Source organism: Bacillus sp. ISL-51, from assembly GCF_018613535.1.
Lineage (GTDB): Bacteria > Bacillota > Bacilli > Bacillales > Bacillaceae > Bacillus.
Window position 1 is genome coordinate 9,909 of sequence record NZ_JAGGQB010000001.1, and the last position, 16,716, is coordinate 26,624.

The 16,716-nt window shown below is 45.1% G+C and carries 5 protein-coding genes and 1 pseudogene; all 6 read right to left on the reverse strand.

What is annotated here, in order from left to right; translation table 11 throughout:
* Positions 1-39 precede the first annotated feature (39 nt).
* The 6 genes and pseudogenes from J7E26_RS00010 to J7E26_RS00030 all read right to left on the reverse strand — a co-directional run bounded on the left by J7E26_RS00010 (position 40) and on the right by J7E26_RS00030 (position 16,702).
* Positions 40-11,985: a non-ribosomal peptide synthetase/type I polyketide synthase gene (locus tag J7E26_RS00010; RefSeq protein ID WP_214804110.1), complete on the reverse strand. Its 11,946-nt coding sequence runs from the start codon at positions 11,983-11,985 to the stop codon at positions 40-42.
* Between the two features lie 20 nt (positions 11,986-12,005).
* Positions 12,006-13,208, reverse strand: a complete 1,203-nt coding sequence (gene fabD, locus J7E26_RS00015; RefSeq protein ID WP_214804109.1) for an ACP S-malonyltransferase — start codon at positions 13,206-13,208, stop codon at positions 12,006-12,008.
* Positions 13,209-13,441: 233 nt separating this feature from the next.
* A pseudogene (locus J7E26_RS18120) lies at positions 13,442-13,600 on the reverse strand (MFS transporter); the annotation flags it as partial.
* A 923-nt stretch (positions 13,601-14,523) separates the two neighbouring features.
* Entirely contained in the window at positions 14,524-15,309 is a 786-nt protein-coding gene (locus J7E26_RS00020; RefSeq protein ID WP_214804108.1) for a 3-hydroxybutyrate dehydrogenase, read from the reverse strand.
* 11 nt (positions 15,310-15,320) lie between these two features.
* On the reverse strand, positions 15,321-15,983 hold the full coding sequence (locus J7E26_RS00025) for a 3-oxoacid CoA-transferase subunit B (protein WP_214804107.1): 663 nt from the start codon (positions 15,981-15,983) through the stop codon (positions 15,321-15,323).
* 17 nt (positions 15,984-16,000) lie between these two features.
* Positions 16,001-16,702: a CoA transferase subunit A gene (locus tag J7E26_RS00030; RefSeq protein ID WP_214804106.1), complete on the reverse strand. Its 702-nt coding sequence runs from the start codon at positions 16,700-16,702 to the stop codon at positions 16,001-16,003.
* Positions 16,703-16,716 lie beyond the last annotated feature (14 nt).

Genomic DNA, 16,716 nt, shown 5'->3' on the forward strand with positions numbered 1-16,716 from the left:
ATTTTGTATAGTTTAAAGAAAATAAATATATGCTTTTCCCTAAAAGTTCAATTGAATAGAATCCATCATGTTTTCTTCTTCCGCATTGCTGCCGCTTAATTCGATATGTTCGATTTGAATGCTTGGATGTTCCAGAATCGCGGATAAGATGTGTAAGTAGTCGTTTGATAAAGCTTCGATTCTGCTTTTCTTAAACAGTTTTTTCGAATATTCGAACAGGCCGTGATATTTGTCTTGGTCCGCCTGGATCGACAAGGTCAAGTCGAATTTGGCAACCGGATGATGAAGCTGATACGGCTTGAATTGAAGGGAATCCAGTTTCAATTCAGCCTGATCGAGATTTTGCAGCACAAACATCGTATCGAACAAAGGATTACGGCTTGAATCTTTTGGAAGATGCAAATGCTGGATCAATTCTTCCAACGGATAGTCTTGATTTTGATAGGCATTCAGCATGTTTTCCTTTACTTCGTTTAAGTAGGCATCAAATGGTTTACGGCCCGCCGGGTGATTGCGAATGACTAACGTATTGACGAACATTCCCACGACAGACTCTACATCCATATGAGTTCGCCCGGCAGATGGCGTTCCTACGACAATATCCTCTTGTCCGCTGTATTTGGATAAAAGAATCGTATAGGCTGCCAATAAAATCATATACAGTGTCGCTCCTGTGGTTTCTTCCATTTGGTTTAAGCGCTGTTTCAAGTGTTCCGGTATAAGAAATTCAAATGATTCGCCTTCGTAATCGCGTATGGAAGGTCTCTCGTAATCCGCAGGCATATCCAGTACAGGAATGTCATCATGAAACTGATTCAGCCAATACGCTTCCTGGTTCTTGATGTTCCGTCTCTGAACTTCCGATTGCTGCCAAACCGCATAGTCTTTATATTGAATAGAAAGCGGATCCGGTTCGTTCCCCTCATAGAGCTGGCTTAAATCTTTCATAAGAATATTTATGGACACGCCATCGGAAATGATATGATGCATATCAACCAGCAGCACATGCCGTTCAGCTTCAAGTTCAATCAGTCCGACTCGCATCAACGGCGGCTTGGTTAAATCAAACGCTTTGATGAAATCAAGCACACGATCTTCCACTTCTTCTTCTCCCGCTTGAATTCGTTCTATTGTAAATTCGACGCTTTGATGAATACGCTGTGCCGGTTCGCCTTCATATAATCCAAAGCTGGTCCGCAACGCTTCATGACGCTCGATTAATTTCTGGAAAGCCGCGTTTAATCGGACCAGATCGACAGCCCCTTCTACACTCATGGCACCCGTCATATTGTAAGTCAGCTCGCCGCCTTCTGCATGACTTAACAGATACATCCGTCTCTGAGCCGAAGAAACTGGATAATAGGGCATTTCCTTTGCGGCCGGAATCGGTACATATCGATTTTTTCCCATGCGTAACGCCCTGTCAGCCAACTGTTCAATGGTAGGAAACTTAAATATGTCTTTTAGAGACAGATTCACATCCAGCTCTTTGTGGATTCTGGCGGCTAAGGCCGCCGCTCGAATGGAATTTCCTCCAAGATCAAAGAAATTATGCTTGATCCCCGCTTGGCTTATCCCGAGCACCTTTTGCCATAAATCCGCCAGTTTGGATTCAACCTCATTGCCCGGCGGGACATATTCAGCTGTCTGCTGCAAACTTGCTTCCGGCGCGGGCAGTGCTTTACGATTTATTTTCCCGTTGGACGTTAACGGCATATGTTCCAGCTGGACAAAATAGGACGGAACCATGTAGTCCGGCAGCTCCAAAGACAATTGTTCTCTAAGCTGCGCAATCGTTATAGGTTTTTCGCTCACGTAATACGCGCACAATTGTTTTAAGCCGTCCTCTTCTTCTCTGGCTGCAACCGCGGCTTTTTGCACCGCTTCCACGTTATGCATCGCTGCTTCGATCTCACCAAGTTCGATTCGATGTCCTCTGATTTTGACTTGTTCATCGATGCGGCCCAAATAGACAAGATTTCCATCCTTCAATCGCTTGGCCAAGTCCCCTGATTTGTACATCTTCGTTCCCGGGATATACGGGTTATCAACGAATTTCTCTGCCGTTAAATCCGGGCGATTCCAATACCCTCTGGCAACACCGGCTCCGCTGATATAAATTTCACCGGGCACCCCGATCGGAACCAGGTTTCTGCTGGCATCCGCCACATAAATGTTCGTATTGGCGGCCGCAGCGCCTATCGGTACAAATTCCCGCTTATCCTGTTTAGCGTCGTAACGATAAATCATACATCCGACGACTGTTTCCGTCGGTCCGTATTCATTGAAAATGTCCAGCTGGCCTTTAAACTGCTCGCTGACACTTTTGGCCAGACGGGTGCTTAAATTTTCTCCGCCCACAATCATTTTCCGAATGGTCGTTCCATCGGCTATGTTCATTTCTTTGAGTACATGCAAATGCGCGGGGGTCAATTTGATCATGTCTATTCTTGAGTCCTGCATAATCGTTGAAAGCACAGCGCTTTTGTCTTCTCCATCGTAGACAATGATGGTATTTCCCGTGACAAGCGGTGTAAATATCGAAGTCACCGTTAAATCAAAAGAGACGGAGGAGTACAATGGGAAGTTGGTTTTCTCGCCCCTCACATAAACCTCTTTCGCCCACCAAATATAATTGGCTAACCCTTGGTGCTCAATAAGTACGCCTTTCGGATTCCCGGTGGAACCCGACGTATAGATCATGTAGGCTAAATCATGCGCATCGCTGAACAATTCAAGATTTGAGCGGTCCTCATGATAAGAGTTTTCCTCATCCAAAAGCACAACGTCACCATCATACGTTAATTGACTTTGCAGATGGTGCTGTGTCAAAACAATCTCCGCCTTTGAATCTTTCAGCATATATTGTATCCGATCCTCCGGATACTCCGGATCAATGGGCACGTATGCGCCGCCGGATTTTAGAACAGCCAAAATTCCAACAATCAGCTCGATACGATGCGGGCAGATGATGGCAGCGAACTGATCCGCTTGTACGCCCTTTGTTCTTAACGTCCGCGCCAATTGGTTTGCCCGTTCATTGAGCTGTCTGTACGTATACCTCTCATCGCCAAATATAACGGCTTCATGATCAGGCCTCTGTTCTGCTTGCTTTTCAAACCATTGACATACCGTCTCGTCGTGCGGATATGGCGTCTCCGTGTCATTAAACTCCATCAGTAATTGATGCTGTTCGGTGTCAGATAGCATAGGAACGGAAGACAAAGTCATTTCCGGCTGCTTAACAAGGCTGTTCAAAATGCTGATATAGTGGCTTGTGATCTGTTCAATGGTTTCTTTTTCAAACTGCCCCGGATTAAAATCGAAATGCATTTCTAATTGCTGTCCGGCATCTTCGATCGTTAGCATCAAATCATATAAAGAGACTCCGGGATTTCGTTCTTTCACCGTAAATGTACATCCATTGTGCCGAATTTCATGAAAATCAATATTTTGAAACACAAACATCGTGTTAAACAGCGACTTTCCTGTTGTTTCCCTCTGCACATTTAATTTCTCCACCAACCGGTCAAATGGATAATCCTGATTTTCGAAAGCGTCTAGCGTTTGCCGCTGCACTTCTTCCAAGTAATCCGCAAATCTTTTATTGGCATGCGGTTTGGTCCGAATCCCGATGGTTTGAATGAAAATTCCGATCATGCTTTCAATATCCGGATGGTTTCTTCCGGAAGCAGGCGTGCCCACAACAATATCTTCTTGGCCCGTATATTTGTGAAGCAGCACTTTGTACGCAGCCAGAAGCACCGTATACAGAGTCGTTCCCGCCTTTTGCGCCATATCTTGAAGTGAACGGATTACATTTGGCTCCAAGGAGTACGTCACGCGCTGTCCCTCAGAAGACCATTCCATCGCTCTTGAACCGTCTGTCGGCAGTTGAAGGATGGGGATTTCTTCTTTGAATTGCTCCAGCCAGTATTTCTCCTGCTGTTCCATGGTCTCTCCAATCAACCATTGGTTTTGCCATTCTGCGAAATCTTTATATTCAAATTCAATTTCCGGCAATGGCTCATGATGGTATAGAGCGAACAGCTCATTCGTAAGTATGCTGATGGAATAACCGTCCGAAATGATATGATGCATATCGATGAGCAGTTCCGCCTGCCCGTTATCAATCTTGATCAGCTCTGCGCGAACCAAAGGAGCTTGTTCAAGACGGAATGGTTTTACAAACTGATCTGCATAGGCATCAAATTCATCCCGGTCCATCGCACGGACATGAACGTTAAAATCAAGCCCGCTTGCAATTTTCTGGACAATTTCGCCATCTATAATGTCAAAATAAGTGCGAAAAGCTTCATGCCGCTGCATGACTTGTTGAAGAGATTCGATCAAGGCTTGCTCATCGTACTGCCCTATAATTGATATTTGGCCAAACATATTTTGCGACAGTTGATTCGGTTCCATTTGATGCAGGAAATATACTCTTTGCTGCGCTGGAGATGTTCGGTAATAAGCTTTCTTCTCAACAGTCTTCATCGGGAAATGCATGACTTTTTCTTTACTCCGAATGAAACTCGCTAACTCCTTAACGGTCTGATGGTTGAAAAATTGCCCGATGGAAACTTTTTGATGAAATGTTTTCTGAACTTTGGAAAGCATAAGCGTCGCTTGGAGCGAGTTTCCTCCCAAAGCCAGGAAGTGATCTGATCTGCCCACCCGCTCAAGGCCGAAAAGTTCCTTCCAAATCTCAGCCAGCTGCCGCTCCGTTTCATTTGCCGGCTCTTCGTAGACGTCAGCCAGGTGTGTATTGCTCAATGTTGAAGAGACTCGCTGCTGGTGAACGGCATACAGCTCTTGTAAATCTTGCTGTTCTTCATCGGAAAACATCATCAGGGCGTCAAGAGGGGCTGAATCCCCCTCAACCATTTTTTGCAGCAATTTCGCAAAGCCCGCTCCCCACTTTTTCATGATCTCCGAACTGATGACGTTCGTATTAAAATCGAAATCAAGAACATATTCTTGATCCACGTCCGTTACGTTAAGAAATAAATCGTATGAAATGCATTTCATAGGGTATGCAATGGGCTCAGCCTCCGCCTTTCCGAAATGCAGCTTTCGAAAAGGTCTGTCCAAATTAAAAATAATGCGCATATCCGGCACTTGATCGTGCGGAAGCTGTCTGGCCACAAGTGTCATCGGAACGGCTTGATGCCGCATTGCTTGATTCACGTTTTCCTTCATACTGTCAAGATAACCGGATAAGGTGCTTTCAGAAGAAGGCGTGTTCTTCACCGGAACCATATTGACGCAATTTCCAATCAGAACATGGTGTTTCATATGTGATTGACCTGCTGTGGGAATCCCGATCACAAGGCCGGACTGTTTGGTAAGCTGGTGCAGGAAAAGATGAAATGCGCCCAGCATGGTCACAAATACGCTATTTTTCATCCGAATGCTTAATGACTTTAAAGCCTTGCTTAAAGGCCGCCCCAGCCTAATCGTACACCGGTCACCCTCATACCCGTTCGGATAACGGGAAGAAGCAACGCTGGGCAAGGCTGCCTGCGGTATCGGTTCAGAGAAGTGCTGCCGCCAATAACGGACACCTTCTTCATAATGGCCGCTATCGATCTGCGCTTGCTGCCAATCTAAATATTGGCGAAACGAAGCAGCCTCATCCGACGGAAGCGGTTCTCCTTGTACAATAGCGGCGTAAGTGCTCTCCAGCTCTTGTACAAAAACAGCGATCGACCACCCATCGGCAATGATATGATGGAATGTAAGCACAATCAGGTGTTCGTCTTGGTCCGATTTAAGCACATGAATTCTAAACAAGGGCTTCTGTTCGTGAAAGTGAAACGGTTGCTTGGCATCCTCTGTCAGCCATTTCTGAATTTCTGCCTCTCGATGTTCATTCGAGTGACCGGTAAAATCGATTACGGGAATATCTATATCCATCCGTTCCTGTACTTGCTGTACTTCGTCATCGACATGAATAACCGTACGTAAAGCGTCATGGCGATTGACAATATGCTGCACTGCTTGTTTTAACAGCGTATGCTGCACTTCACCCTTTACTTTTAGCATAATGGATTGGTTTAAAGCAGCAGAAGCATCATTCCCATAATGGGATGCCATCACCAATTGTTTTTGTTCAGGAGAAAGCTCGTACGCCTCGGATTGTTTATTGCCCCCGTCATCAGGGGAATGCGGGCCTTCCGGAATAAATCCGCCCCGGCGAAGATCCTTCACCGTGTCTTGGACGGCTTGAATGATATAAGCAATATCATCCGCAGTATGAGCCGTAGACAAGAAGCAGTTGCGCCCTTCCCAAACATAGACCCCTTTATAATTGAGGTGGTAAAAGAACAAATCATTATCAACCGATGAGACAAACCGGAATAAGGAGCCGAATTGAACCATACGAATAGGCACTTGGGACTGTTCAAAGTAGCGATTTAATTGATCGACCAAGCAGGTTGTCTTTTGATTTAACTGCTTGTACAGATTGTCTCCCTCGGTTTGCAGATGCAAAAGCACGGCTAATGACAATCTCATGGTAAGCGGGTGAGTATTGAAGGTGCCGGCCACAAACGTGCGTTTCGCCTCGTCCGTTGGATAGGAGCCGTCCCCATACTGCCAGGTTCCGCCGTCGATCGCATTCATGTACTCAGCTTTTCCGGCAACAATACCTAACGGCTGCCCTCCGCCGATGATTTTCCCATAGGTCACCAAATCGGCTTGAATGCCGAACCATTCCTGCGCACCGCCGAGACCAATCCGAAATCCCGTAATAATTTCATCCATGATCAAGGCTGTCCCGGATTGCTGCGTGATCGCCCGCAGTTCTTTCAAAAATGATTCGGGCTGCAAATCCGGCCTGCGGCTTTGCACCGGTTCCACCAGTACGGCTGCCAATTCATTACCCAGACTGCGAATCACGTCCAGCGAATCCGGATTGTTGTAATGCAAAATAATCAAATCATTCATAAAGTTTTGCAGTATGCCCGGAGCCAGCGGATTCGCAGGCGCAGCCCCGCCTTTCGTATTGGCTACCCCTAATACGCCGTCAAACGTACCGTGATAAGAGCCCGAGAACACGACAACTTTCTTTCTGCCTGTTGCCGCCCTCGCCAAACGAAGGGCAACCATGACTGCCTCTGTTCCGGAATTATAGAAACCGACCCTTTCTGCCCCTGTGCATGCACGGATTCGATCCGCAACTTCTCCGGCGACATTCGACATCGGACCAAGCGGCGGCAATGCCGATTGGGTTGAATCTTGGATAACTTGCGTAATAAAGGCCGGATGATGTCCAAAAAGGTTAACCCCAAAGCCCATGGTGATATCGATATATTCGTTTCCATCAATATCCCACATCTTGGAACCGTCAGAGCGTTCGGCAATAATCGGGTACACCATTTCCTTCCAATATGAACGGAAGCTGGACAAGTTGCGGTTATTTGCATGAGCAAATCGGGTTTCGTCCGTATATTGTTTGGAACCTTTCGTTTTGTCTACGTACTTCTCGATAAAAGTCTCTAAATATTGTCTTTGCTGTGCGGTATAGTGTCCCTGTTCATGCAAGTGCTGCGCCTGAAAAGGAACGTAAGGCTTCGCTTCTTGAGTCAATTTCTTTTCTGCAGTGACAGTTGGAGTCCCCTGCTTGGAAGAAGGGAGCGATTTTTCTTGCACTTTAGCGTATTCTTTCGCTGCGGAATGATGATCGCTGTTTTTCAACAAATTAAAGCTATTCAATTGAGCTTGTAGGGTGTCTTGAATTAATTGATTTTGAGAAGCAATTATTTTTTCGAGCATATGCTCTTGATGATCTCCTCTATGATCCAATTCAGCCTGTGCTTCTGAAATGACTAGCTTTTCTTGCGCCGTAACACTCTCTTGAGGCGGAGCGGATACAGAAGACGATGGAACGGCCTCTGCCAAGTAATCTACGACACTTTGAAGGTTGTTCATCGTATCAAAAAAGCGTTCCATCGGGATATCCACATCAAATTCATCTGCAACGGCTTTTTTGACTTGGGACAGCATGATGGAATCCATTCCGAGCCCGATAAAATGGGCATTCAGATCGATTTCCTCTGCTCTGATTCCCGAAGCATTGCTGACCACAGTCTTCAAGAAAGATTCAATATGCGCCTTCGTATGATTTATATCCAATGCTGCTTCTCCTCTCTCTTTGCCTTCCTTAGAACGCAAATGGCCAGCTTCAGCCCAGCATCGATTCCGTTCAAACGGATACAAGGGCAATGGAGTTTTTTGTACAACTTCACCCGGATAAAGCGCGCGCCAATCTATAACGGCTCCCTGTACAAATAATTCGGCGGCACGATTCAGCCATGTGATTCGTTCATCCTTCGTGCGTGTACGCTGCTCGATCAGATGAGCGGCTTGTTTATTCAGCTCTCCTTTATCAGCAGGCAGCATTTCCTTCATGTTCGTGTAACCAAAGGCTACCTGGGGAAGATGTCTATCGCCTTGAATCAAGCAGGTCAGCTTATCCAATAATTCTTGCTTGCTGGATACAACCATGGCAAGACAATGATCCAAATGAGCCCTTCCTGTACTGGCTGTATAGCAAATTGACTTCAATGAAACTTGACTGTCATCCGTAATATATTGCTGATACCGCTGAGCGAGTTCATAGAGTGAAGTTTCAGTACGGGCGGATAAAACAAATAGGTGCGGCTCATTTTCAGCCTCCGGTTCATACTCAGCTTCAGGAGTATATTCTTCCAAGACCACATGCGCATTCGTTCCGCTAAAACCGAACGAGCTGATTCCGCATCGCAGCGGTCGGTTGCCAGGTGTGACATCCATTACTTCTTGATTTACATAAAATGGTGAAGATTGAAAGTGAATTAACGGGTTCGGTTCATTAAAGTGCGCTAATGGCGGGATTTTTTTGTGATTCAACATGAGGACAGATTTTATCAGTCCTACGATGCCTGCCGCTTCAAACAAATGACCGATATTCGATTTAACGGAACCAATCGCACAAAATTGTTTTTTTGCCGTATACTTCTCAAACGCTTTACAAAGCCCGTTAAATTCAACCGGATCGCCAAGCTTGGTTCCGGTGCCATGCGCTTCGATGAAAGACAGCGTTTCAGGAGCAATGCCCGCGTCTTTCCAAGCCTGCTCAATGACCTCGGTCTGAGCTGCCGGATTAGGTGCGGTGATTCCGGCGGTTGTCCCGTCCTGATTCATCGCGCTCCCCTTTATCACGCCATAAATATGATCTCCGTCGCGAACCGCATCCTGTAAAGGTTTTAACAGGACTGCCGCCACGCCTTCGCCCGATCCTGTGCCGTCCGAATCTTCGCTGAACGTTTTGGTGAACCCGTCTGAAGATTCCATATCAAGTCCGATACGCAACGGCAATAATGATGTTCGAATACCTCCGGCAATAGCCATTTCACAATCGCCTGTAATCAAAGATTTGCATGCCATATGAACGGCAACAAGCGATGAAGAACAAGCCGTATCCACTGTAACCGCAGGCCCTTTTAAATTTAAGAAGTAAGCGATTCGACTTGCTAACACGGAAGGAAGATTGCCTACAATATATTGATGAAGTTCCTCCGGATAATTCTCGGAAAGGAGACGTTCGTAATCGTAGCCCACCTTCGAGTACCCTGCATATACACCGACCTGACTCCCGCTAATGGTGTCGCCGGCATAGCCTGCATCTTCAATCGCATGCCATGCGGATTGCAAAAACAGCCTTTGATTAGGGTCCATGAATTGAGCGGTTTTGGGAGCTAAACCAAAGAATGAATAATCAAATCGATCGATTTCATCTAAATAGCCGCCCTTAACAAAATGATTTTCATTGAACTCGCTTTGAATGGAGCGTAAATAATCCGTCGCATCTTTGACTCGCGGTGCAGGATATTGCCGAATGCTATGCTTTTCCTTTTCCATAAGATCCCAAAAATCACTCTTATCCGATGCTCCCGGAACATTGAGCGACATCCCGATAATGGCGATGTCTTTCGACGAAACATGGCCTGGCTCCGCTGTATCGGCTTGCTTGATTTCAGCATGGCTTTCAGACAGAAATGCCGCTAAATCTGCGATAGAAGGATACGTAAATAGATCGGCAACCGCAAGCTCGCGTCCAAACCTTTGTTCTATACGTTCGGCAATTTGAGATAACTGTAATGAATTTGCGCCCATATCAAAATAACTATCATTGAGGTGAACCTTTTTCCCGGCCAGCACTTCGGAAAAGATAGACAGCAATTCCGTTTCTATCTCATGAATGGGAGTCTGGACCGGTTCCTTCGGATTGCTCTCCAGAAATTCCCTGATTGCGGCAGACTCTATCGAAAATGTCCCTGTCTCATACTGCTTAGCCAGTTCATAACGTTTAACCTTTCCGCTTGTTGTTTTTGGCAGCTTTCGGATCGGAAGGACTTCTTTTATGCTCCAGCCGCCCCGCTGGTACAAATGCTTTTTAATGTCTTTGACAAGCAGTGCAAATTTTTCAGGGGATTTCTTGAAAACAACAAAGAGCACGATTTCTCCGCTTCGCGTCTCTTGATCATATACACCGCAGGCTGCAACTCTTCCTAAATCAACCTCTTCCATTTCAATCGCGACCCGTTCGATATCATGAGGATAGACATTTTTTCCGTTCACGAAAATAATGTCTTTTTCTCTTCCGGTTACGACTAAGTTGCCCTCTCTGATGAAACCAAGGTCTCCCGTTTTTACCCAGCCGTCAGAAGTCAGCGCTCTGTCCGTACTCTCGGGGTTGTTATAATACCCTTGGGTCACATTTTCCCCCTTGATCTGGATATGACCGATGATTCCGTCTTCCACTCTTTCGTTTGCTTCATCTGAGATTCGAAGCTGACAATAGTCAATGGGCTGTCCCACTTCGACGAAAGATGCGCAATTTTGATCCTCTTTGCTGACTTCCACAGCTCTTTCACCGAGATTTAAATGATCGCGATGCAAATAAACAGGAACAAATTCTTCACCCGTTTTAGAGAACGCTGCGCCGACTGAAGCTTCCGCTAAACCGTAAACATTCAAAATGGCGGATCTTTTCATATTGAACGTTGCGCATCTTTTTAAAAATTTGTCACATAGCTCTGGCAATATGGGTTCCGCACCGTTTGCGATGACCCTGATATGGGATAAATCCCAGTCTAAACGTTGTTCGTTTTTCAGAAATTTAAGGAAATAGTTGTATCCGAAATTAGGAGAGGATAGAATGCTGGCTTTATGTTCATGAGCTTTTTTCATCCAAAGAATAGGTCTGCGGATAAATAATTCCGTCGGCATTAGATTTTGATTGATTCCGACCAAGATAGGAACTAGGTGGCAGGCAATAAGACCCATATCATGGGTTAAAGGCATCCAAGATAAAAAAGAATCTTTCAAGTCAATAGACAGAGCATTCCGAATGGCACACGTGTTATGTATTAAGTTATGATGCGTTAGCATGACTCCTTTCGGGTCCCCTGTCGATCCCGAAGAAAATTGAATGAAGGCCAGTTCATCCGCATCAGGTTCATATAATGAAGCGGGATGATCGTAGATTCGATCTTGGATAATGTCAGATTTCTCGTTTAATTGATGATGGAAATCTTGTAAATCGTGTTCTGCAGCGTATTTTTTTATTTTCTCAAATACCTTTTCTGAGGCAATCAGAAAAGGATTGTTTAATATATTCCAAATGCGCCAAACTTTTAGCTTATGGTCATCATCTTCTCCGATACTGACCGGTACCGGGATCATTCCTCCTAATAAACAAGCCCAAAAAGTGACGACAAATGATTTGTTTTCTTGGATTTGAAATACAATTTCTTGCTTTGGCTGAATACCGATATGTTGTAAGTAACCGAGAAATCCTTGCGCCTCGTCAAACAATTGGCGATAAGATATAAACGTCTCTTTTTTATCGGACTCGATAAAACGGATTCCGCGATCCGTTATATTGCTTCTTTCCCGAATGACATCGACTAAAGTTTGAAATTGATTGGTAAACATAGGTTTCCTCCAAGGCAGCTTTATTTTAAAATCCGCAATTGTTCCACAGCCGGAATTTGTTTAGCCTCAAAAATGTGTTGACATAAATGGATCGAATGATCGAGCTCGTCTTCTGAAAGCTCATTTTCATTCCTTTCCATTCTCTCTTTGAGCAGTTGCAACTGTGCAAATAATGGTGTGACCAGATTGGAATATGCCAATGCATCTTTGTTATAATTTCGCGAAATGATAGATTGAATCATCATTTTATGCAGCTGCTTCTTGCGTAAATGGACAACATTTTTATGTCTTTCCGCCGAATTGGAAAGGTAATGAACGTCAGATGTTTCTCCTAAAGAATAAGCTGCAATATGATTCGTTATTTTTTTCAACAGACTGACTAAGACATTCTTGGGACCCATTTCGATGACTTCTGTGACTCTATGTAAAAGCAAGTAATGCATCGATTCTGCCCATCTTACCGGCATCGTCATGTGCTGCTGCAGATGTTCCTTGACCGAATTCCCATTACGGTACGGGCACGCGGTGACATTCGAAATGATCGGCCATGCAGCATCCTTGAATGTATACTGATGTAATGCAGCCTGGAATTGTTCAGATGCCGGCCGTATCATCGAACTATGAAAAGGAGCGCTGACGTTCAAATAAGTGTGCTTAGCCCCCTTTTCCTCCGCTATCTTAGTGACACGTTCCACAGCTTGCCGATGTCCGGAAATCACATGCTGCTGATCCGAATTCATGCAAGCTACACCTGCCGGAAAGTCTTCCGTCGACATTTCTGAACATATTTCTTGCAATGTTTGGAGAGGGATCTGAGTTACTGCGGCCATCGTCCCCAGCTGCTGAGGATCTGCATTTTGCATAAGGACTCCTCGCTGCCTAACAAGCTTAACGGCCTCTTGAAATGAAAGGGCGCCGGCACAGACAAGCGCTGAATATTCTCCTAAGCTATGACCTGCCAGAAAACGCGGTTTAACCCCAATTTCTTGCATATACACTTGAAATGCAATGACACTGACCGTTAAAATGGCGGGCTGCGCATTCATCGTCTTTGTCAATTCATTCATATCTCCGTCAAAACAAAGCTTTTTTACATCCAAGGAGATAGCATCGCTCGCTTCTTCAAATAATCTCTTCGCGAGCACAAAATCATTCCAAAAACTTTTGCCCATCCCTACAAATTGAGAACCTTGTCCAGGAAATAAAAAGGCGAGACTGTTCATTAGCTCCCTCCAATCTTATTAAACAGGGATCCATAATCATACAAAATATCCCTATATATAGAATCGTAGCATGATTATAACAAATCTGTATAGAATACTTTAGGAGGAGTTATGTTCGTTTTTGCTGACGAACTAGATACATCTATTCATAAAATACAACATGGCACTAAGACCGAAAAAACAGTCTGGAAAAGCAATGATGAGAGCCTGCATTGAATAGCAGGTGTATAGCTCGACACGGCTGTGCGGCCGATCTTGTTAACAAGCATACCTGTCCTGAGTGATGGAAAATACATCGGGCCTGCATGGAAGCCTATTACTGATCTTTCATCATTCAAACCATGACCGTGGTGCTTCATATGTATTAGGACCATTGGCATAATTGCGGCCAACCATTAAATATCTGTTGTTCGTTGTTAGCGGATTCGTTTGTATGTCTGGGAAGGTGTTGTGATTTGATTACGCTTGATTATAGCTTCTGCGACAAGGAACGGATCTGGGTGAGGAAATTCGCATGGATGAATCAACATGGCAGGTCATATGAAGATCCTGCTAGATACGGGTACCGATTGACGCAGTAAATCGGTTCATAATATCTGCTAAATCGGGCAGCTGCATCATCATAAGAGGAATTTAGAACTAGAAGCGAATTTAGTACTTTGGTTCAGTCTTGTATGAAAACAAAAAGCTTTCAGTACTTTTGTATGTTTATATGGAATCAAGGCACGGACTCCCGCAATCTATTATTTGCGACAGCGTTTTGTGAATTCCCGAATATTTCTTCGGCTGATCCCTGTAAGAAATGTTTTCATTCTCTTAAAATATAGTTATTTTCAAAATACTGCTTCTTTTAAATATATTAATGAACATTCTTTTTTTAGCCATAACTCACTTTATTGTAAACATTTCTGCATGATTCTCCAATTTCCTTTCGAATACCGTCAGATTTTGTCATTTTATTTATAAAGAACCCACTTTATATCCCTTTTAAATGAGAAGGAAAAATCCACAAAAAAAGATTCCTAATTTATAGAAATCCATAATAAATCTTAAAAGGACTCTTGTTTATGTCCCTCTGCATATATCGTTTTCATCATTATGAAACGGTCTGCCGCGAATGGAAAAAGTATTCGCAGCAGACCGTTTTTTCCCGGCACGTCCGCACTTGTTCTAATGTAAATTAAAATCAAGTCACAAGTGCGGGATTGAATAAAAAAGCTTTTTCGCCTCCTGAGATTGTCTCTTTAATGATTAGACTAATTCATTTCATCATTATTTATCATAGGAGAGGCTTTCTCCGTAAATCAAGAAACGGTTATTGAGCGGTATAGCCCCCATCAAGAACAACGGCCTGGCCGGTGACGCCTTTTGCTTTGTCGCTGGCCAAAAATACTGCGTAATCAGCAATTTCTTTCACTGACAGCAGACGTTTTTGCGGAACCAGCGGGAAGATAACATCCTCGAGCACCCGTTCATACGGTACATCCCTTGTTTCGGAAATGTCCTTTAACTGATTGCGGACAAGCTGAGTGTCCACATATCCCGGGCAAAGCGCATTGACCGTGATTCCGTCAGCAGCCCCTTCAAGGGCGCCCACCTTCGTTAATCCGATGACACCATGCTTCGCGCTGTTGTAAGCAGATTTGCCGAAAAAACCGATCAATCCGTTAACGGAGGCCATATTAATGATCCGTCCGAATTGCTGTTTTTTCATAATGGGAAATGCATGTTTCATGGCGATAAATGGCGCGGTCAGCATGACACGAATGAGCCATTCGAACTGTTCTGTGGGAAATTCCTCGATGGGTGCGACATGCTGAATGCCCGCATTATTAACGAGTATGTCAAGGCGTCCGAATTGCTTCTCAACCGTTTGCAGCATGTCGGCTACTTGCTTTTCATTTGTCACATCACATGTAATGCTGACTGCTTCACAGCCTTCCTCTTTCAGCCTTGCCGCCGCTTCTTTTCCCGCTTGTTCGTTTACATCAGATATGATAACGGCTGCTCCTTCACGGGCAAATTCCTTTGCGATCTCAAATCCGATTCCCCCGGCGGCTCCTGTCACAATAGCTGCTTTCTCTGTAAGCAAGGAATTCATGACGCACCTCCTTATTTTTGTCTGACCCCGTTCTTTAATGACTGGCTGACTGTAAAATGACCTTCTGTTTTCTCAAAAACCTCCTCCATTGTTACACCTTCCTGCAGTTCGGTCAGCGTCATACCGCCATCAAGAAAATCGAATACAGCCAAGTCTGTGATCAGCCGATCGACCACTTGCCTGCCGGTTAAAGGCAGCGTACAGTCCGTTTTCACTTTAGATTCTCCATATTTATTAACGTGCTCCATGATGACAACAATCCGTTTTGCTCCGTGGACCAAGTCCATGGCGCCGCCCATTCCTTTGATCATTTTTCCGGGGATCATCCAGTTCGCCAAATCCCCCCGTTCGGATACTTCCATCCCGCCGAGGATCGCTAAGTCAATGTGACCGCCGCGAATCATGGCAAAGGATTCGGCACTGTCAAAATAGGAGGCTCCCATAACCTCGGTAATGGTTTCTTTTCCCGCATTGATCAGATCCGGGTCCTCCGTTCCTTCCGCCGGGTAAGGACCAATCCCGAGCAAGCCGTTTTCAGACTGAAGCAGTACGTTATAATCATTCGGTATCTCATTGGCTACAAGCGTCGGCATCCCTATCCCTAAGTTCACATTCATTCCGTCTTTAATCTCCATTACAGCACGCTTGATCATTCGTTTTCTGCTATCTCTCATTCTATCAGCCTCCTTTATCATGCTTGCCGGACGGTGCGGCGTTCGATCCGTTTTTCATGACTCGTTCCGAGCAGCACGTGCTGCACAAAAATACCCGGCGTGTGAATATGATCCGGATCAAGCTCTCCGACATCGACGATTTCTTCAGCCTCTGCAATCGTTACTTTGCCTGCCATTGCAGCGAGCGGATTGAAATTTCTTGCCGTCTTTCTGAACATCAGGTTGCCGAGAGGATCGGCTTTCCACGCCTTTACGATGGCGGCGTTCCCTGTAATTCCTTTCTCCAGGAGATAGGTGCGTCCGTCAAATGTCTTATGTTCCTTTCCCTCGGCGACTGATGTTCCGACCCCCGCAGATGTATAAAACCCCGGAATGCCCGCGCCGCCCGCGCGAATTCTTTCGGCGAGCGTTCCTTGGGGAACCAATTCGACTTCCAGCTCTCCGCTTAAAAATTGCCGTTCAAAGGTTTTGTTTTCTCCCACATAGGATGCGACCATTTTTTTGATCTGCCGATTCGCAAGCAGCAGGCCTAATCCCCAATCATCAACACCGCAGTTATTACTGACAACAGTCAAGTTTTTCACGCCGCTGTCCCTGATTGCGAGAATTAATTGTTCCGGGATGCCGCACAGACCGAATCCTCCTGCGATGAGGGTGTCTCCGTCCTTGATCAGTTCAGCAGCATCTTGATAAGAGTCCATCACTTTTCCTTTTCCCATGTTCACTTCCCCTT